At 37.3% G+C, this 20,831-nt stretch carries 7 protein-coding genes; 1 reads left to right on the top strand and 6 read right to left on the bottom strand.

The window, feature by feature from the left end:
• Positions 1 to 13: 13 nt before the first annotated feature.
• The 3 genes from ruvA to ACFSC2_RS14065 all read right to left on the bottom strand — a co-directional run bounded on the left by ruvA (position 14) and on the right by ACFSC2_RS14065 (position 3,548).
• A complete protein-coding gene (gene ruvA, locus ACFSC2_RS14075; RefSeq protein WP_379814789.1) occupies positions 14 to 595 on the bottom strand; it encodes a Holliday junction branch migration protein RuvA in 582 nt (193 codons plus the stop codon).
• 78 nt (positions 596 to 673) lie between these two features.
• Positions 674 to 2,965: an NADP-dependent malic enzyme gene (locus ACFSC2_RS14070; RefSeq protein ID WP_379814790.1), complete on the bottom strand. Its 2,292-nt coding sequence runs from the start codon at positions 2,963 to 2,965 to the stop codon at positions 674 to 676.
• A 157-nt stretch (positions 2,966 to 3,122) separates the two neighbouring features.
• Positions 3,123 to 3,548: a CBS domain-containing protein gene (locus ACFSC2_RS14065; RefSeq protein WP_379814791.1), complete on the bottom strand. Its 426-nt coding sequence runs from the start codon at positions 3,546 to 3,548 to the stop codon at positions 3,123 to 3,125.
• 375 nt (positions 3,549 to 3,923) lie between these two features.
• Here ACFSC2_RS14065 and ACFSC2_RS14060 point away from each other — a divergent pair, with 375 nt between their 5' ends.
• Positions 3,924 to 4,268, top strand: a complete 345-nt coding sequence (locus tag ACFSC2_RS14060; RefSeq protein WP_379814792.1) for a hypothetical protein — start codon at positions 3,924 to 3,926, stop codon at positions 4,266 to 4,268.
• Between the two features lie 290 nt (positions 4,269 to 4,558).
• Here ACFSC2_RS14060 and ACFSC2_RS14055 read toward each other — a convergent pair whose 3' ends face one another.
• Genes ACFSC2_RS14055 through ACFSC2_RS14045 form a run of 3 tightly spaced genes read right to left on the bottom strand, consistent with a single transcriptional unit; the run spans position 4,559 to position 20,718 of the window.
• On the bottom strand, positions 4,559 to 6,571 hold the full coding sequence (locus ACFSC2_RS14055; protein ID WP_379814793.1) for an OmpA family protein: 2,013 nt from the start codon (positions 6,569 to 6,571) through the stop codon (positions 4,559 to 4,561).
• Positions 6,572 to 6,579: 8 nt separating this feature from the next.
• Entirely contained in the window at positions 6,580 to 7,491 is a 912-nt protein-coding gene (locus ACFSC2_RS14050) for a PorP/SprF family type IX secretion system membrane protein (protein ID WP_379814794.1), read from the bottom strand.
• A 51-nt stretch (positions 7,492 to 7,542) separates the two neighbouring features.
• Positions 7,543 to 20,718, bottom strand: a complete 13,176-nt coding sequence (locus tag ACFSC2_RS14045; protein ID WP_379818658.1) for a T9SS type B sorting domain-containing protein — start codon at positions 20,716 to 20,718, stop codon at positions 7,543 to 7,545.
• Between the last annotated feature and the right edge of the window lie 113 nt (positions 20,719 to 20,831).

The following is a 20,831-nucleotide window of genomic DNA, read 5'->3' as shown; positions in this document are numbered from 1 at the left end:
ATATAAAATGAATTTATAAGTTTTTTAAAGCTCTTTTGATAATGGTTTCAACAGTAGCTTCGGGATCGTCTTTGACAATTTTTTCGACAACTTTTTCAGAAGCTTTACGGACAAATCCTAAAACTTCTAAAGCAGATAACGCTTCATCTCTGTTTCTATTGTTTTGTACAACGGAAACTTCGTCTAAATCGTATAATTTAAGAACTTTTTCTTTTAAATCAAGTATAACTCTCTGAGCTGTTTTGTTTCCAATCCCTTTGATAGACTGGATTACAGCCACATCTCCAGAAGCTATTGCGTTGATAATTTGTTTTGGTTCTATAGAAGAAAGCATCGTTCTTGCTATTCCTGCGCCTATACCAGAAACAGAAAGCAGCATTCTAAAAATTTCTCTTTCTGATTTTTCTGCAAAACCATATAAAGTATGCGCATCTTCTTTGATTTGAAGATGCGTATACAATTTTATAAAATCGGAATTTGGAATTAAAGAGAAGGTGTGCAAAGATATATTTACCTGATAACCAACACCTCCACAATCAATCACTACCTCCGTAGGATTTTTTTCAACTAGTTTTCCTTGCAAATGTGCTATCATAACTATTATGTATTCGAATCAAATATAACAAAAATGCAATAAAAATAGCACAATTTAATCCAATCCGTTTTGGGAATATTATTGTGCTAATTTATTTTTTTTAATTTCTTTTTCCTGAGCATCAATAACTGCGATCGCCGCCATATTCACCATTTCTTCTACACTTGCCCCTAATTGGAAAATGTGAACTGGTTTACCCATACCCATCATGATTGGTCCAATAGAATTCACTTTGTACAATTCTTTCAATAATTTGTAAGTGATATTAGCCGATTCTAAGTTAGGGAAAATCAAAGTATTTACTTTTTTACCTGCTAATTTAGAGAATGGAAATTTTTCTTGAAGCATTTCTGGATTCAAAGCAAAATCTGCCTGAATTTCTCCATCAACAATCATTTCTGGATGATTTTTATGTAAATAAGCAACCGCTTCTCTTACTTTTGAAGCGCTTTCGCTTGTCGAAGATCCAAAATTTGAGAATGAAACCATTGCAATAACTGGCTCAACTCCAAACATTTTAGCTGTTTTTGAAGTCATTACAGCAATATTTACCAAATCCTGTGCAGATGGATTAATATTGATTGCAGTATCTGATAAGAACATCGGACCACGTGATGTCAACATCATGTTTGCTGTAGCAATTAAAGAAGCATTTTGCGCCTTTGGAATCAATTGCATCATTGGTTTTACCACAGATGGATAACTTCTAGAATGTCCTGTAACTAAAGCATCTGCTTCGCCTTCATTTACCATCATTGCTGCGAAATAGTTTCTCTCGCGCATGAATTTTTGTGCATCTAATTTTGAAACACCTCTGCGTTCTCTGGACTCCCAGAATGAATTAGCAAAACGATTGCGTCTTTCTTCTTCTTCATCAGTTTTAGGGTCAATGATTTCAAGATCAGCATCAAAGCCTAATTCTGCTTTTAATTCTAAAATAACTTCTTTGTTTCCTAATAAAATCGGGAAACCGATTCCGTCTTCATAAACAATCTGCGCTGCTTTTAATACATTTAATTGATCTGCCTCAGCAAAAACAATACGTTTAGGATCTAATTTAGCACGGTTTGTAATTAAACGCACCATTTTGTTGTCGTTACCCATACGTTCGCGAAGCACATCTTCATAAGCTGCCCAGTCGGTAATAGGATTTTTGGCTACGCCAGACTCCATTGCTGCTCTTGCTACTGCCGGCGCAACAACTGTAATCAAACGAGGATCAAATGGTTTAGGAATAATATATTCTTGTCCGAATCCTAATTTTGTTGCTCCATAAGCCACGTTTACCTGCTCAGGAACTGGTTCTTTTGCCAAAATAGCTAAAGCTTTTACAGCCGCCATTTTCATTGCTTCGTTAATTTTTGTAGCTCTTACGTCAAGTGCTCCTCTAAAAATATAAGGGAAACCAAGAACGTTATTTACCTGATTAGGAAAATCAGAACGTCCCGTAGCCATAATAACGTCTTTTCTTGTTTCTACAGCAAGATTATAATCGATTTCTGGATTTGGATTTGCCATTGCAAAAACAATAGGATTTTTTGCCATTGACAATAACATTGCCGGTGATAAAATATCTCCTGAAGATAATCCGATGAAAACGTCTGCATCTTTTACAGCTTCTGCTAATTCAATTTTAGCGCCGTCAATTGCATATTTTAATTGTAAATCTGAAAGTGAAGGGTTGTCTTTTGTTAAAAGTCCTTTACTGTTGTACATTAAAATATTCTCTACTTTTACACCCAAAGAAACATATAAATCGGTACAAGCGATTGCAGCCGAACCTGCTCCCGAAACTACCATTTTTACGTCTTCAGCTTTTTTTCCTGCTAATTCTAGTGCGTTGATTAAAGCCGCAGAAGAGATAATTGCTGTTCCGTGCTGGTCATCGTGCATTACCGGAATGTCTAATTCTTCTATTAATCTTCTTTCAATTTCGAAAGATTCTGGCGCTTTAATATCTTCTAGATTGATTCCTCCAAAAGTTGGAGCAATATTTTTTACGGTCTGAATAAATTCTTCAACATTTTTAGTATCTACTTCGATATCAAAAACGTCAATATCAGAGAATATTTTAAACAAAAGACCTTTTCCTTCCATAACTGGTTTTCCAGCTTCTGGACCAATATCTCCAAGACCTAAAACCGCTGTACCGTTTGAGATTACGGCAACTAAATTTCCTTTTGCTGTATACTTGTAAACGTCTTCTTTGTTTGCTGCAATTTCTAAACACGGCTCTGCAACTCCTGGCGAATAAGCCAAAGATAAATCTCTCTGGGTTGCGTATTTTTTTGTTGGAACTACTTGAATTTTTCCTGGAGTCGGCTCTGCGTGATACTGAAGCGCTTCTCTTCTTTTACTCTCTTTGTTCATTATTTTTAGCTTTTATTCTAGCTTACAAAGATATAAGTCTTGTTTTAAAAAGGCACCTTTTTAGCGTTTTCTTTTTTTTAATTACATTCCGAATAATTCAAAAAAATAGTCCAATATACCTTGGACTATTATTAAAAAGTTATTTTTTGAATTTCTTTTATTGTGAAATATAAGAATTTAAATGATGAATGGTATCTTTCTGAATCTCGATAATTGCCTTAACTACATCGCTGATTGAGATGATTCCGACTACGACTCCGTCATCTACGACAGGGAGATGTCTGATTCTTTTTGAGCTCATCAATTCCATGCAGTCTTCAATATTATTGCATAAACTGACCGTAAAAACATTGCTTTCCATAATTTCATGCACAAAAGTTTCTTTTGACGATCTGTCTTTTAATATTACTTTTCTTGCGTAGTCTCTTTCAGACAATATTCCTTTAAGGTTATTTTCGTCTATAACGAGGATTGCACCAATGTTTTTTTCTCCCATTACTTTCAAAGCTTCATAAACTGTTGTTGTTGAAAGTACCGAAAATACATTTCTTCCTTTTGCGTTTAATATTTGATTTACAGTCATATCCGAAAAATTTTAGAAACATAAAGTTAAAACAAAAAAAGACACGATTGACTGAGAACTTGCTTTTTTAAAATTATAACACATTCATTTTAAACAAAATACAATGTATTTTAGATTTCGAAAAACATACGACAACGAAGGAAATATTTTAAAAGGCTTTTTTGTGAAAAATGAGGTTTTTTAACTTTTCCCTTTTTCTATTTATAAAAAAACTAAACCCGACATATATGTCTACCTCTATTCAATAAACATTTAGTAGGTTTGACTTTTAAAATTTAACAAGTTTTGAACTACCAAATATTATCCTATTTCGATCGTTAAAATTGAAAGTTGGAACTTGTCTGAAAGAAAAAATATCTTATTTACCAATGAAAAATGAATATGGAAACCAATGAAATCAAAAATTTAGAACAACTCAAAAGATTAACGTCTCTTTATTTCAAAACATTAAAACCAAAAAATGATCAATCAAAAACCAATATTGCAGCGCTTAATTTTATGAATTATTCTGAACTGGGATATGTTATTGTTGATATGCTTCGGTTGTGTATTCTCGCACTCAATCAAGAAGCGAATAAGATTTCTCAAACCAATAAAAATGCTATAGATGTAGCACTTATTTTAGAGATAATAGTACAACTGATTCCCCTTCATGAAATGGAGTTTTTAAGTGAATTTGATCTTTTGTGTAATGAAGATTCTTATATTGTAAATGATTAAAACAGCTTTGAATATGTCGCTCCGCTGGAGCTTTATCTCTCTGCTTCTATTCTAATTCTATAAACATTTCGCTCTTCCAGAGCTTTACAGGCTTTATTTTTATGGTTTTATTCCATTTCTATAAATATTTGGCTCTTCCAGAGCTTTATGCAGAAAATCCCAGAGGGATGATATATTTATAGAGATGCAACAAATGTCCACAGAAATTTAGCCCCAGCGGGGCGGAATATTTATAGATAAAAAAAGGGTTGCCATTGAGACAACCCTTATAATATCAATATTTGAATATCTTATAAAGTAGTTATAATAAACTCACTTCTTCTATTCTGCATGTGTTGTTTTTCGGTGCACTTTACTCCATCTGCACATTTATTTACTAATTGTGTTTCGCCATAACCTTTTGCTGATAATCTGCTTTCATCTATTCCTTTAGAAACGAGCCAGCTTTTGGTTGATTGTGCTCTTTTTTCAGAAAGAATTTGATTGCTTTCTGAAGACGAACGGCTGTCGGTATGCGAACGAATATCTAACTTAACGGTTGGATATTGATTTAAAAGATCGACAACTTTCTGTAATTGCGGTTCTGATGTTTTTTTGATTGTTGCTTTTCCTAAATCAAAAAAGTTCATTGGCAGATTCAATAATTTAGCTAAATCTGCACCTACTTTTATTGCTCCCAATTTTACAGGACTTATTGCTACTTTTTTAATTTCAATCGCTTTTGTCGCAAGCGGTATAAATACTTTATGCAGTGAAATCTGTAGTGAAGTGTCTCCGTTTTCTTTTTTAAGGTTTACCGAAACTTCTTTCGCATTATAATCTGTTTTGGATGTTCTAATGGTATATTTTTTTCCACATTTTATATTTGGGAAAGTATAATTTCCATATTCATTTGAAACAACTGTTCCAACAACGTCAAATTTATCATTGAACAAAGTTAAAGAGGTATTGGCTAAAACCTCTCTTGACTCTTCATCAGTTACTTTTCCAGATAAATTCTGCTCGCAGTACAATCTTTTTGTTTCTGTAAATCGGTAAATATCGTCTAAACCATGTCCGTTTTCTCTGTTTGAAGAAAAGAAACCATTTCTGTTTTTGGTATCGATTGTAAAAGCAAAATCGTCTTGTTTACTGTTTACAGGTTCTCCGATATTTAGAACTTCATCAAAAACATTTTCGCCTTTTATTCTGGTAACAAAAATATCCAGTCCGCCAAGACCTGGGCGCCCGTCTGAAGCAAAATACAATTCGTTTTCGCCCGAAACAAACGGGAATGTTTCTCTTCCTTCGGTGTTAATTGAAGGCCCTAAATTTTCTGGAGTTCCAAAACTTCCGTCTCCATTAATTTTAACTTTATAAATATCCGACTGCCCTAAAGTTCCCGGCATATCTGAAGCAAAATACAATGTTTTTTCGTCTATGCTCAAAGCTGGATGCGCCGTACTGTATTGATCACTGTTGAAAGGAAGTTCTTTTACGTTTTTCCATTCCTCATCAATAAGTTCTGCTTTATACAATTTTAAAAGCGTAACATTTTTATCATTTCTTCCTCTTTTACCGTCTGTAAAATTATTTCGGGTAAAATACATTGTTCTTCCATCTTTTGTAAAAACGGGTGTCGAAACATTGAATTTTTCGTTTTTCTTTTTTTCAAAAGGAATTACTTTTCCAACACTTCCATCAGATTTTAAATCGGAAGCGTATAATTTTGAAAAAGATGTATTGGTCCATTTAAAATTAGATCTTGCAATGCCGCCTGTGTCTCTTGCAGAAGTAAAGACAATTTTATTGTTGTAGATCACACTTCCGTAATCCGAAAGACTCGAATTGATTCCAGCATCTGCGACTTCATATCTTCCTGAATTTTCTTTTATTCCCTCCAGATAGTTTTTGTCGTTTCGAATCAAATCGGCTCTTTTTTCTAAAACCGCTTTTTGATTGAATTTTTGCAGTACTTCATCTGCTTTACGATAATTTCCAGCCGATTTTAAACATTGCGCATAACGGTACAATGTTTCTGTATCTTGATCTTCTTTTATTTTAAAAAGTTCGTCGTACCATTTTAAAGCGCCCGTTAAGTCGCCGTTAAAATAATAAGAATTGGCAAGACGCTGTACTATTTTGTCGTCATTTTTTGAAGCGTTTACTAAGCTTTCGTATGCTTTTATGGCATCTGCATAAGCATATTCTTCATACTTTTTATCGGCATCTTTTATGCTAAGACCTGTAAACGGATTTTGAGCATTTACTGTCGAAAAAATACTCCATAACAAAAAGACCAGACTTATTTTTTTTACTTCCATAGGTTTTATTAAAAGAATCTTGGAGATATCATTTTATTATAATTTTTTAAAAACTCAAATCTTAAGAAAACTTCATGCGAACCTGAATTGTATTTTCTCAATTGTGTTGTTTCATGATCGTAACCATATCCTAAATACAATCCGTCGGTGATTTGAAATCCTGCCATTGCACTCACAGATGCACTCCAGCGATAAGCAACTCCAAGAACAAATTTGTCGTTAAACATAAAGTTTCCTGAAACATCTACCTGCAAAGGCGCTCCTTCTACCATTTTGGTCATTAAGGCTGGTTTGAATTTGATGTATTCTAAACGATCCAGATTAAATACATAACCTGCAATTAAATAATAGTTGATTTTTTCTTTAAAGATGGCCGTATCATTATCATCGTAACGATTGGTTTCAATAAAATTAGGAACCGATAATCCGATATAAGCACGGTCTGAATGGTAGTAAATACCAGCTCCAATATTTGGCGAAAATTTATTTTTCAAATCCTGAAATTGAGGATCGTCTTGGTCTTCATAACTCAGCTTACTTGCATCTAGATTGAACATATTTGCCGTTCCTTTTATTCCGAAAGACAATTTAAAATTTTCTGACGTTGGTACTGTATACGAGAAATCTGCAGACAAAGTATTTTCAGTTGTTGGTCCGATTTTATCATTAACCAAAGAAAGCCCAAGTCCAAGTTTATTATTATTAAGCGGTGTATTTATAGAAAAAGTCCCCGTTTTTGGAGCTCCATCCAGCCCAACCCATTGTGTACGGTACAAACCAAAGACACTCAAAACTCCTCTCGAACCAGCATAAGCAGGATTGATTTCTATTGTATTGTACATATATTGTGTGAACTGAGCGTCTTGCTGAGCCGAACACACAACTGTAAAAAACATAAAAACTAAAATTAATTTTTTCATTTATCAAGTTTTAAAAAAACGGCTTAGCCGGAAACTAAGCCGAAATTTATTTTATTTATTAATGTATAAGTATCCTGATTGTTCGTGCGGGTTTGAATCGTTGTCTTTGTATTTCAGGATATAGAAATAAGTTCCGACCGGAAGACCTTCTGATTGTTTAACAGTTGAACGTCCGTCTGAATATCCAACAAAAACTCGATCTTGATTGTTGTACTGATCTATACTGAAAACCAGAACTCCCCATCGGTTGTAAATCTCAACCGTATTGTTAGGATAACATTCTAAACCTTGAATGTAGAATCTTGCATTTTTAGCATCTCCGTTTGGAGAGAAAGCATTGAATACTTTAATCACACATCCGTTTACATCTAGAACAGTTGGATTGTCACCGCTATTACTCATGTCATCTGACAAGTCTTCTACTACAACTCCTCTTTGACTCTGACCTTGAACGCTTGCTTGATTGCTCACTTTTCCTCGGTTAATGTCTTCTTGTGTTATTTTATAAACAGCTGAGAAATTAGTATTATTCGATTCGTTTACAGCAAGACTAATTGGTTGTCCAGAAACTACTACTCCAGTTAATGGGTCAGTAATTTTAATGTTTGTTAATGGAACATTACCTGTGTTTGTAACTGTAAATGTGTATGTAATGGTCTCACCAGCATTTGCGTAACCACTTTGATTTTCGTCATTAAATACTGCTGTTTTGATTACTGCAATCGCAGGAACTTCAACAAAAACATTTAAAACTGCTGTCGCACAATTTGTTGTACTTCCTTTTACACACACTTGATATGTTAAAGCATAATTACCTCCAGGTGTATTTGGTTTTACATTAACGGTTCCGTCAGCATTCCATTCAAAATTCGAATTGATTGTTACTGGCGAAACAGTAACATCGGCAGGATTGATTGGTTGTCCGTTCAGTAAATCATTGTCTAAAACATTTACAAACTCTAATGAACCGTTGATTCCGTCAACACTTATATTAGTATCGTTTGTCAGAGCTAGCTGAGGCTCTGCTGGTGTAATTGGCTCTACACTATTTACGACCATAACTGTAACTACTGCCTGACTACAGTTTGACGTATTTGCTGCTTCACAAATTTGATACGTTAATTTATATTCTCCATTTGGCGTGTCTTGTAAAACGCTGATTGAACCATTTGGATTTAAAATCAAGTTTGCGTTTGGAATCACCGTTGTTAAAACTACATCTGATACGTTTGGTTTTATTCCGTTCAAAATATCGTTCGTGAAAATGTTAACCATTGCATTCACATCTTTTTTCACGTCAAGCGGTCCAGCGTTATCGTCATTTGCTTTGATCGAGAATGGTGGACGTGCGTTACATCCTGTCTGATTATCTGGATATGTTACCGAAACATTTACCGTTGGATTCAATACAAATTGCATTGTAACTCCAGGTCTTGTTAATTCAAATCCGTCAGCACCTTCTGTCCATTGATCGTTATTTAAAACCCAGCCTGGCCAGTCTTCTCCGTTTCCTCTGCCATCAACAGTTGCACCTGGCCATAAAACAGATCCACTTAATGGTAAGTTGGTTTGAGTTGCCACAACATTATTCGCACTGTCTATCCAATTTATGGTTAATAAATTAGTTGTTGTAAAATTATCTGGAGTAACGCTGTAGTTAACATACGGAACATTATTCGCGCAATAACTATCTGCTATTACTGTCATTTTTGGTTCTGTAACCGTTACTTTTACATTATTTGAACTGCAATTTGATGGATTCAATTTCTCGCAGATCGTATAAGTAAGCTCGTAAGTTCCTGCTGGTGCATTCGGATTAAGTGTTACTGTTCCGTCTGGATTCAATACCAAATATCCTTTTGGATCTGCCGTTGTAACTGTCAGATTTACATCTGAAGGAACTAAAGACTGTCCATTTTTAGTATCATTTGTAAAAATATTAATAAGTGTCTGCGGTATATTAATGCCAACTGCAGTTGTTACAATATCTTCGTTTGCAACTAGAGTTCCAGCATTAACAACTACTACCGAAATCACAGAATCGCAATTTGTTGGATTTGAAACCTCACAGATGCTGTATTCAACATTGTAATTTCCTGCTGGTGTATTTGGTGCAACCGTAACGGTTCCATCAGTATTTAATGTTAAGCCACTAGGAAGTGTTCCAACTAAAGTCAACTTAACTTCACCCGCATTTGTTCCTATTATTACAGGATTACCGTTTAAAGTATCATTTGTCGTCAACGAAATCGTTGTGCCTCCAATGTTTCCGTTTATTGATGTTGTTGTTTCTGTAATGGCATCGATAACCGGTAAACCAACTGTAACTTCTACAGTATTTGAACTGCAGTTAGTAGGATTTAATTTCTCACAGATTGTATATGTCAATTCATAATTTCCTGCCGGTGCGTTAGCGCCTAAAACCACATTTCCATTTGAATCTAAACTTAAATATCCTTTTGGATCTGCTGTTGTAACTGTCAGATTTACATCTGATGGATTTAGCGGCAATCCGTTTTTAGTGTCATTATCAAAAACATTTGTTCCTAAAGTCTGAGCTGTATTTGAAGCTGTAACCGATGGAATTGTGTCTGTGTTTGCCACTAAATTTCCTGCTGTAACCGCAACTTTTGAAATCACAGTATCACAGTTTGATGGATTTGTGATCTCGCAGATGCTGTATTCTACATCATAAGTTCCTGCAGGCGTGTTTGGCGCTACAGTTACTGTTCCGTCTGCGTTTAAGGTTAATCCGCTGGCAAGAGTTCCAACTAAAGTCAGTTTAACCTGTCCTGCGCCAGTTCCTATTACAACCGGATTTCCGTTTAATGTATCGTTTACTATAAGGGATGTTGTTGTGCCTCCTGTGTTTCCGTTTATTGATGTTGTTGTTTCTGTAACGGCATCGATTACTGGTAAACCAACTGTAACTTCTACAGTATTTGAACTGCAGTTAGAAGGGTTTAATTTCTCACAGATTGTATATGTCAATTCATAATTTCCTGCCGGTGCGTTGGCTCCTAAAACTACATTTCCGTTTGAATCTAAACTTAGATATCCTTTTGGATCTGCTGTTGTAACTGTCAGATTTACATCTGATGGATTTAGCGGGAATCCGTTTTTAGTGTCATTATCAAAAACATTTGTTCCTAAAGTCTGAGCTGTATTTGAAGCTGTAACCGATGGAATTGTGTCTGCATTTGCCACCAAGTTTCCTGCTGTAACGACAACTTTAGAAATCACTGTATCACAGTTTGATGGATTTGTGATCTCGCAGATGCTGTATTCTACATCGTAAGTTCCTGCCGGCGTATTTGATGCAACAGTTACTGTTCCGTCTGCGTTTAAGGTTAGTCCGCTGACAAGAGTTCCGACTAAAGTCAGCTTAACTTGTCCTGCTCCCGTTCCTATTACAACTGGGTTTCCGTTTAAAGTATCGTTTGCTGTAAGTGAGGCTGTTGTTCCTCCGATGTTTCCATTTATTGAAGTTGTTGTTTCTGTAACCGCATTGATAACTGGCAGACCAACTGTAACCTCTACAGTATTTGAACTGCAGTTTGTAGGATTTAATTTCTCACAGATTGTGTAAGTCAATTCATAATTTCCTGCGGGTGCATTGGCTCCTAAAACCACGTTTCCGTTTGTGTCTAAACTTAAATATCCTTTTGGATCTGCTGTTGTAACTGTCAGATTTACATCTGATGGATTTAGCGGAGATCCGTTTTTAGTATCATTATCAAAAACATTTGTTCCTAAAGTCTGGGCTGTATTCGAAGCTGTAACCGATGGAATTGTGTCTGCATTTGCCACCAAGTTTCCTGCTGTAACCACAACTTTAGAAATCACTGTATCACAGTTTGATGGATTTGTGATCTCGCAGATGCTGTATTCTACATCGTAAGTTCCTGCAGGCGTATTTGGCGCTACAGTTACCGTTCCGTCTGCGTTTAATGTTAGTCCGCTGGCAAGAGTTCCGACTAAAGTCTGTTTAACTTGTCCTGCTCCCGTTCCAATTACAACCGCGTTTCCGTTTAAAGTATCGTTTGCTGTAAGTGAGGCTGTTGTTCCTCCAATGTTTCCGTTTATTGATGTTGTTGTTTCTGTAACGGCATCGATAACTGATAATCCAACCACAACTTTAGAAATCACAGTATCACAGTTTGATGGATTCGTGATTTCGCAGATGCTGTATTCTACATCGTAAGTTCCTGCCTGAGTGTTTGGTGCTACGGTTACTGTTCCGTCAGCATTTAATGTTAATCCGCTGGCAAGAGTTCCGACTAAAGTCACTTTGACCTGTCCTGCTCCTGTTCCAATCACAACCGGGTTTCCGTTTAAAGTATCGTTTGCTGTAAGCGACGCTGTTGTGCCTCCTGTGTTTCCGTTTATTGATGTTGTTGTTTCTGTAACGGCATCGATAACCGATAAACCAACGACAACTTTAGAAAGTGCAGTATCACAGTTTGATGGATTCGTGATTTCGCAGATGCTGTATTCCACATCATAAGTTCCTGCCGGCGTGTTTGACGCGACAGTTACCGTTCCGTCTGCGTTTAATGTTAATCCGCTGGCAAGAGTTCCAACTAAAGTCAGTTTAACTTGTCCTGCGCCAGTTCCTATTACAACCGGGTTTCCGTTTAAAGTATCGTTTGCTGTAAGCGACGCTGTTGTGCCTCCTGTGTTTCCATTTATTGATGCTGTTGTTTCTGTAACTGCATCAATCACTGGTAAACCAACTGTAACTTCTACAGTATTTGAACTGCAGTTTGAAGGGTTTAATTTCTCACAGATTGTATATGTCAATTCATAATTTCCTGCTGGTGCGTTAGCTCCTAAAACTACATTTCCGTTTGAATCTAAACTTAGATATCCTTTTGGATCTGCTGTTGTAACTGTCAGGTTTACATCTGATGGATTTAACGGAGATCCGTTTTTAGTGTCATTATCAAAAACATTTGTTCCTAAAGTCTGAGCTGTATTTGAAGCCGTAACCGATGGAATTGTGTCTGCATTTGCCACTAGATTTCCTGCTGTTACCACAACTTTTGAAATCACTGTATCACAGTTTGATGGATTTGTGATCTCGCAGATGCTGTATTCTACGTCATAAGTTCCTGCCGGCGTATTTGGCGCTACAGTTACTGTTCCGTCTGCATTTAATGTTAATCCGCTGGAAAGAGTTCCGACTAAAGTCAGTTTAACTTGACCTGCGCCAGTTCCTATTACAACTGGATTTCCGTTTAAAGTATCGTTTGCTGTAAGCGACGCTGTTGTCCCTCCTGTGTTTCCGTTTATTGATATTGTTGTTTCTGTAACTGCGTCAATAACCGGTAAACCAACCACAACTTTAGAAATCACAGTATCACAGTTTGATGGATTCGTGATTTCGCAGATGCTGTATTCTACGTCATAAGTTCCTGCCGGCGTATTTGGCGCTACAGTTACTGTTGCGTCTGCGTTTAAGGTTAATCCGCTGGCAAGAGTTCCGACTAAAGTCAGTTTAACCTGTCCTGCGCCAGTTCCTATTACTACAGGATTTCCGTTTAAAGTATCGTTTGCTGTAAGCGATGCTGTTGTGCCTCCTGTGTTTCCATTTATTGATGTTGTTGTTTCTGAAACGGCATCAATCACTGATAATCCAACCACAACTTTAGAAATTACAGTATCACAGTTTGATGGATTAGTGATCTCGCAGATGCTGTATTCTACATCATACGTTCCTGCCGGCGTATTTGGCGCTACAGTTACTGTTGCGTCTGCGTTTAAGGTTAATCCGCTGGAAAGAGTTCCGACTAAAGTCAGTTTAACCTGTCCTGCGCCAGCTCCGATTACAACTGGATTTCCATTTAAAGTATCGTTTGCAGTAAGGGATGCTGTTGTGCCTCCAGTGTTTCCGTTTATTGATGTTGTTGTTTCTGTAACTGCATCAATCACCGGTAAACCAACCACAACTTTTGAAATCACTGTATCACAGTTTGATAGATTCGTGATTTCGCAGATGCTGTATTCTACGTCATAAGTTTCTGCCGGCGTATTTGGCGCTACAGTTACTGTTCCGTCTGCATTTAATGTTAATCCGCCAGGAAGAGTTCCGACTAAAGTCAGTTTAACCTGTCCTGCTCCCGTTCCTATTACAACTGGATTTCCGTTTAAAGTATCGTTTGCTGTAAGGGATGCTGTTATGCCTCCTGCATTTCCGTTTATTGATATTGTTGTTTCTGTCACGGCATCGATAACTGATAAACCAACTACAACTTTTGAAATCACTGTATCACAGTTTGATGGATTTGTGATTTCGCAGATGCTGTATTCAACATCATAAGTTCCTGCCGGCGTATTTGGCGCCACAGTTACTGTTCCGTCTGCGTTTAATGTTAATCCGCTGGAAAGAGTTCCGACTAAAGTCAGTTTAACTTCGCCTGCATTTGTTCCTATTACAAACGGATTTCCGTTTAAAGTATCGTTTGCTGTAAGCGATGCTGTTGTGCCTCCTGTGTTTCCATTTATTGATGTTGTTGTTTCTGTAACCGCATCAATTACTGGTAAACCAACCACAACTTTTGAAATCACTGTATCACAGTTTGATGGATTTGTGATTTCGCAGATGCTGTATTCTACGTCATAAGTTCCTGCCGGCGTGTTTGGTGCTACAGTTACCGTTCCGTCTGCGTTTAATGTTAATCCGCTGGAAAGAGTCCCGACTAAAGTCAGTTTAACTTGTCCTGCACCAGTTCCTATTACAACCGGATTACCGTTTAAAGTATCATTTGCTGTAAGTGACGCTGTTGTGCCTCCTGCATTTCCGTTTATTGATGTTGTTGTTTCTGTCACGGCATCGATTACTGATAAACCAACCACAACTTTAGAAATTACAGTATCACAGTTTGATGGGTTTGTGATTTCGCAGATGCTGTATTCCACATCATACGTTCCTGCCGGCGTGTTTGGCGCTACAGTTACCGTTCCGTCTGCATTTAATGTTAATCCGCTGGAAAGAGTCCCGACCAAAGTTAGTTTAACTTGTCCTGCTCCAGTTCCTATTATAACCGGGTTTCCATTTAAAGTATCGTTCGTAGTAAGTGAAATTGTTGTACCTCCGATGTTTCCATTTATTGAAGCTGTTGTTTCTGTAACTGCATCGATAACTGATAAACCAACTACAACTTTTGAAATTACTGTATCACAGTTTGATGGATTCGTGATCTCGCAGATGCTGTATTCTACATCATAAGTTCCTGCCGGCGTGTTTGGCGCTACAGTTACAGTTCCGTCTGCATTTAATGTTAATCCGCTGGAAAGAGTTCCAACTAAAGTCAGTTTAACCTGTCCTGCTCCCGTTCCTATTACAACCGGATTTCCATTTAAAGTATCGTTTGCTGTAAGCGACGCTGTTGTGCCTCCCGTATTTCCATTTATTGATATTGTTGTTTCTGTAACGGCATCGATTACTGATAATCCAACCACAACTTTAGAAATCACTGTATCACAGTTTGATGGATTTGTGATCTCGCAGATACTGTATTCTACGTCATAAGTTCCTGCCGGCGTGTTTGGCGCTACAGTTACAGTTCCGTCTGCATTTAATGTTAATCCGCTGGAAAGAGTTCCAACTAAAGTCAGTTTAACCTGTCCTGCTCCCGTTCCTATTACAACCGGATTTCCATTTAAAGTATCGTTTGCTGTAAGCGACGCTGTTGTGCCTCCCGTATTTCCATTTATTGATATTGTTGTTTCTGTAACGGCATCGATTACTGATAATCCAACCACAACTTTAGAAATCACTGTATCACAGTTTGATGGATTTGTGATCTCGCAGATACTGTATTCTACGTCATAAGTTCCTGCCAGTGTATTTGGTGCTACAGTTACTGTTCCGTCTGCATTTAAGGTTAATCCGCTAGGAATAGTTCCGACTAAAGTCAGTTTAACCTGTCCTGCTCCCGTTCCTATTACAACCAGGTTTCCGTTTAACGTATCGTTTGCTGTAAGCGATGCTGTTGTTCCGCCAATGTTTCCATTTATTGATGTTGTTGTTTCTGTAACTGCGTCAATAACCGGTAAACCAACTGTAACTTCTACAGTATTTGAACTGCAGTTAGAAGGGTTTAATTTCTCACAGATTGTATATGTCAATTCATAATTTCCTGCTGGTGCATTGGCTCCTAAAACTACATTTCCGTTTGTGTCTAAACTTAAGTATCCTTTTGGGTCTGCTGTTGTAACTGTAAGCGTTACATCAGATGGATTTAACGGAGATCCGTTTTTAGTATCATTATCAAAAACATTTGTCCCAAAAGTCTGAGCTGTATTTGAAGCCGTAACCGATGGAATTGTGTCTGCATTTGCTACTAGAACACCTGCCGTTACTGGAACTATTGAAGTTACAGTGTCACAGTTTGAAGGGTTGTTATTTTCGCAGATACGGTATTGAACGTTATAATTTCCTGCAGGTGTATTTGATGCTACAGTAATGGTTCTGTCTGCGTTTAATGTTAAGCCTGTCGGAAGTGTGCTAATCAAAGTAAAAGTAACCTCACCAGGATTTGTTCCAATTACTACAGGGTTTCCGTTTAAAGTATCATTCGTAGTAAGTGAAATTGTTGTACCTCCGATATTTCCATTTATTGCAGCAATGGTATCAACAACTGCATCAATAACTGGAGCTGTTACCTGAACAATAGAAACTGCTGTTGAGCAATTAGACGGGTTACTTACTTCGCAGATGCTGTATTCAATATTATAATTTCCAGCTTTTGTATTAGCAGGAACTTTTACTGTACCATCACTATTAATCAAAAATCCCGCTGGAATACTAACTGGACTGATTATTACCTGCCCTGCACTGCTTCCTATTACTGCTTGAGAATTATTTAATTTATCTCCTGCAATAAGTGATGCTGTAGTGTCTCCTCCTGTTAATCCATTAATGGCAGGCGTCAATGTCTCAGAAACTGCACAAATTTGAGAATAAACTACTGCATTTGTTCCTGTTGATTCACAACCACTAAGCGAAGCTTTAACTACATAACTTCCTGATGGAGCTGAAATTGTATTACCTGTAATTGTTACTCCTGCTGATGGGCTAACCAAATAAGTATAATTTGAGTTATAATTCGTAATCGTAAAACTTCCAGTTGCCGTAGAACAAGTAGGCTGAGTAATAGTACCTACTGTCGGTGATGCCGGTGTTACTGGCTGCGCATAAATTGTAAATGATGCATTTCCAGATGTACATCCGTTTGCTGATGCAGAAATCGTGTAATTTCCTTCTGGTGCTGTTACAACTCCTGCATTGCGGGTAACACCTGCTGATGGAGTAATTGTATAAGTATTCGATGCACTGTAGTTCCCAATTGTAAAACTTCCAGTTGCCGTAGAACAAGTAGGCTGAGTAATGGTACCTACTGTCGGTGATGCCGGTGTTACTGGCTGCGCATTAATTGTAAATGATGCATTTGCTGAAGTACATCCGTTTGCTGATGCAGAAATCGTGTAGCTTCCTTCTTGTGCTGTTACAACACCTGCATTGCGGGTAACTCCTGCTGATGGAGTAATTGTATAAGTATTTGATGCACTGTAATTACCAATTGTAAAACTTCCAGTTACCGTAGAACAGGTCGGCTGAGTAATAGTTCCTACTGTCGGTACTGCTGGTGTTACTGGTTGCGCATTAATTGTAAATGATGCATTTGCTGAAGTACATCCGTTTGCTGATGCAGAAATCGTGTAATTTCCTTCTGGCGCTGTTACAACTCCTGCATTGCGGGTAACTCCTGCTGATGGAGTAATTGTATAAGTATTTGATGCGTTATAATTTCCAATTGTAAAACTTCCAGTTGCCGTAGAACAAGTAGGCTGGGTTATAGTTCCTACTGTCGGTGATGCCGGTGTTACTGGCTGCGCATTAATTGCAAATGAAGCATTTGCTGAAGTACATCCGTTTGCTGATGCAGAAATCGTGTAATTTCCTTCTGGTGCTGTTACAACACCTGCATTGCGGGTAACTCCTGCTGATGGAGTAATTGTATAAGTATTTGATGCGTTATAATTTCCAATTGTAAAACTTCCAGTTGCCGTAGAACAAGTCGGCTGATTAATAGTTCCTACTGTTGGCACAGCCGGCGTTGTATTTACCGTTACTGTTACTGCAGTTCTTGAGCTTTCACATCCGTTTGTCGTCTGACTTACATAGTAAGTTCCTGTAGCAAGTGTTTCTGTTCCTGCATATAATGTTCCAGCGCTTGAAGCACTGTACCATTTGTATGATGCTCCTGATGGTACTAAATCACTAACTTTTTTAGAATCAGCTGAACAGAAAACCTGTGCTGAAGCAGAAGGTGCTGACGGCGTCGTATTAACCGTTACCGTTACCGCGGTTCTTGAACTTTCGCATCCGTTTGATGTCTGGCTTACATAATATGTTCCTGTAGCAAGTGTTTCTGTTCCTGTATATAATGTTCCAGCGCTTGAAGCATTGTACCATTTGTATGATGCTCCTGATGGTACTAAATCACTAACTTTTTTAGCATCAACAGAACAGAAAGTTTGTGCTGAAGCTGACGGTGCAGAAGGAGTTGCATTTACAGTAATCAAAACAGATCCTGAAAATGCTGCAGAACAAACTCCATTCTGAACGATAGCTCTAAAATAAGTATTTGCAGCTAAGTTCCCAATAGTAGCTTTTGCCAATGTTGTTGAAGTTGATGCAATGTCAGTCGGACTTGTAAATGCTACATCAGAAGCTTTTTGCCATTTAGTAACAGTTCCTGTGTTTCCACTCAAAACCAAGTCTGCTGGAGATGTTCCTGAACAAATCGTTTGAGCAGAAGCTATACTTCCTCCAACTGATGATGCGTTAACATTCAGTGTAACATCTTTATTAACCGAACTAGTACAGTTTGGTGTCGTACTTGTCGTTGTTACTGCTGTTATCTTTAGTATTTTTCCATTGTTAGCAGCTGTTAAAACTGCAGAATCAAATGCTCCCGCACCAACTGCATCCGCAGTTATTCCTGCAACAGGGGTTTGAGCAACGCCATCAATAGAATAAGAAATTGTTGAGGTACTATTAGCCAGTAATCCTGTTAAATTTATTCTTGCCGTAGAACCATCACAAACTGCTGCCGATTGTGCCGCTGTTCCTAAAACAGGAACTGGGCTTACAGTGATTAAAACTGAAGAAGTATTTGCAGATGAGCATGAACCACTTGTAACCACAGCTCTATAATATCTGTTAGCCGTTAATGTTCCCATTTGAGAACTTGTTAAAACAGCACTTGTTGCACCTGAAATACCTGTAAAAGTACTATTGTCAGCAGAAGACTGCCATTGAATTGTTCCTGTATAACCTGTCAAAGTCAAATCTGCAGGAGACGTACCAGAACAAATAGTTTGTGTTGCTGATGCAGTTCCTGCCACTGAGCCATTTCCTACTGTTACTGTAATTACATTAGATGAAGTATCACCAACTCCACAGCTGTTATAAGACCAAACTTTGAAATAATAAGTCTGTCCTGAAGTTAAACCTGTAACCGTATACGAATTTGAAGACGTAAGATCTCTTCCATCGAAATTGGCTACATGGCTGCTGAAAGTAGAGTTTGTTGAAACAGATAAACCATATGATGTCGCATTTGGCACTGTATTCCAATTAGCTGTAAAACTGTTACAAGTTGTTGCAGTCGCTGCTGTCGCTGTTGTAGCACTTGCTTTTCCTATAATAATGGCAACAACATTACTCGTATTTTTACAAGTTCCAGAAGTAACAATTCTTCTGTAGTAAGTTGAAGCACTTACTGATGAAGGATTATAATTCACATTTGTTGCTCCACTAATCGGATTAAACGTAACATTATCAGAACTGCTTTCCCATTGATATGCCAACGTAGTTGTTCCCCCTGACGCATTAGAACCATTAATATTACCTGGATTTTGCGGACCTGTACAAAAAGTTGAAGTCGATGGAGCCGTTATGGTATTATTTGTTATTGCCGTATAAGTATTGTACGTTATTGTAGAAGCACTAGATGTTTTGTTATAAGTATCATTAAAAGTATAATTAATAGAAACAGGTCCAACTATTGTATTGTTTAGCGGAGTAAAAGTTACATTACCTGTAGCCGAATCGTATGTAAATGTACCTTTTCCTGCAACAGTATTTGAGGTTTGAATTCCCGCAGTCGCAGTATCCAAATCGACTGTAGATTTATTAACCGTTGCTAAAGTATTAACAGATCCATTATCGTTTGCTGTAATGTCTCCCGAAGTTGCAGCAACACCTACACAGCCTGTAAAACTGTCTGCATTTGCTACTGGTGTCAAAAGAGTTGACTGGTCTACGGTAATATTTAAATTACGAATTTCGTGAAAGTTATTCGAACCTCCTGTAGAAGATGAAATAGCAAATTTCAAATTTGAAGGTGCGGCATCAGTATAGGCAAAATTATTAATAATTAAATCACGCACACTTCCATGTGTTAGATAAACATCAATAAAAAATCCGCCTGTTGAACGAGGTCTTAAAATGACTTCCATTTTTCTATAACCTGCTTTTGTATTATCAACAGCTGTCCTGTCATTTCCTGCAACATTAAAAGGACTTGCTAATGCTGTAGTCTGTGAAGATATTAAGTGTCTGTAGCCAGTTGTTCCTGTTCCGGCTCCTCTTAAAGTAACATTACTTGATAATACACCTGCTCCACCTGTTTTACCTTCATTCGCAGCAGAAAAATTTCCAAATTCATCGATACCAACACCCAAATACCCCTTGGAAAAACCTGTTTCAGTATTTCTTTGTGCATATCCTAATGAACCACCAAAAGCTCCAACCTCTACAGGAGATGCAGTTGCGTCGAATAATATAAACGCGATTCCATCCGCTCCGCTTCCGCTGGTTTTACTATGTGTGAAATACTCAAATGTAATAGTCATTCCATAAGCAGATGGAAATGTATAAGCATCAGAATAAACAATCCCTTTCTGATTTCCTTGATTATTGGTCAATCTTAAGTAACCTGAACCATTCGCATCTGTGTAACCATCTCTAGCACCAACACCTCCCGTTAAGAATGCTGTAGGCGATCCTCCAAATAAAACACCTGGAGCTGTTGAATTTTTAAATGATTGTGAATAAGGAAACTGAGCTCTTGTTTTAGAAGAAACAAAAAATAGTACAACAAGAAAAGTTAGTTTAAATAAATTAAACTTTTTAAATGTAAAGTTTGGCATAGACAACTTGAATTTGTGGAACAGAAATATTATATGAACAAAAACCTGCAAAGATTTTTGACATATTGGTGAAATACGAAAAATTTAAATGATTGGATTTTTTAACTGTAAAA

Source organism: Flavobacterium artemisiae (genome assembly GCF_042678225.1).
GTDB lineage: Bacteria > Bacteroidota > Bacteroidia > Flavobacteriales > Flavobacteriaceae > Flavobacterium > Flavobacterium artemisiae.
This window is presented reverse-complemented; position numbering and strand designations above follow the sequence as displayed.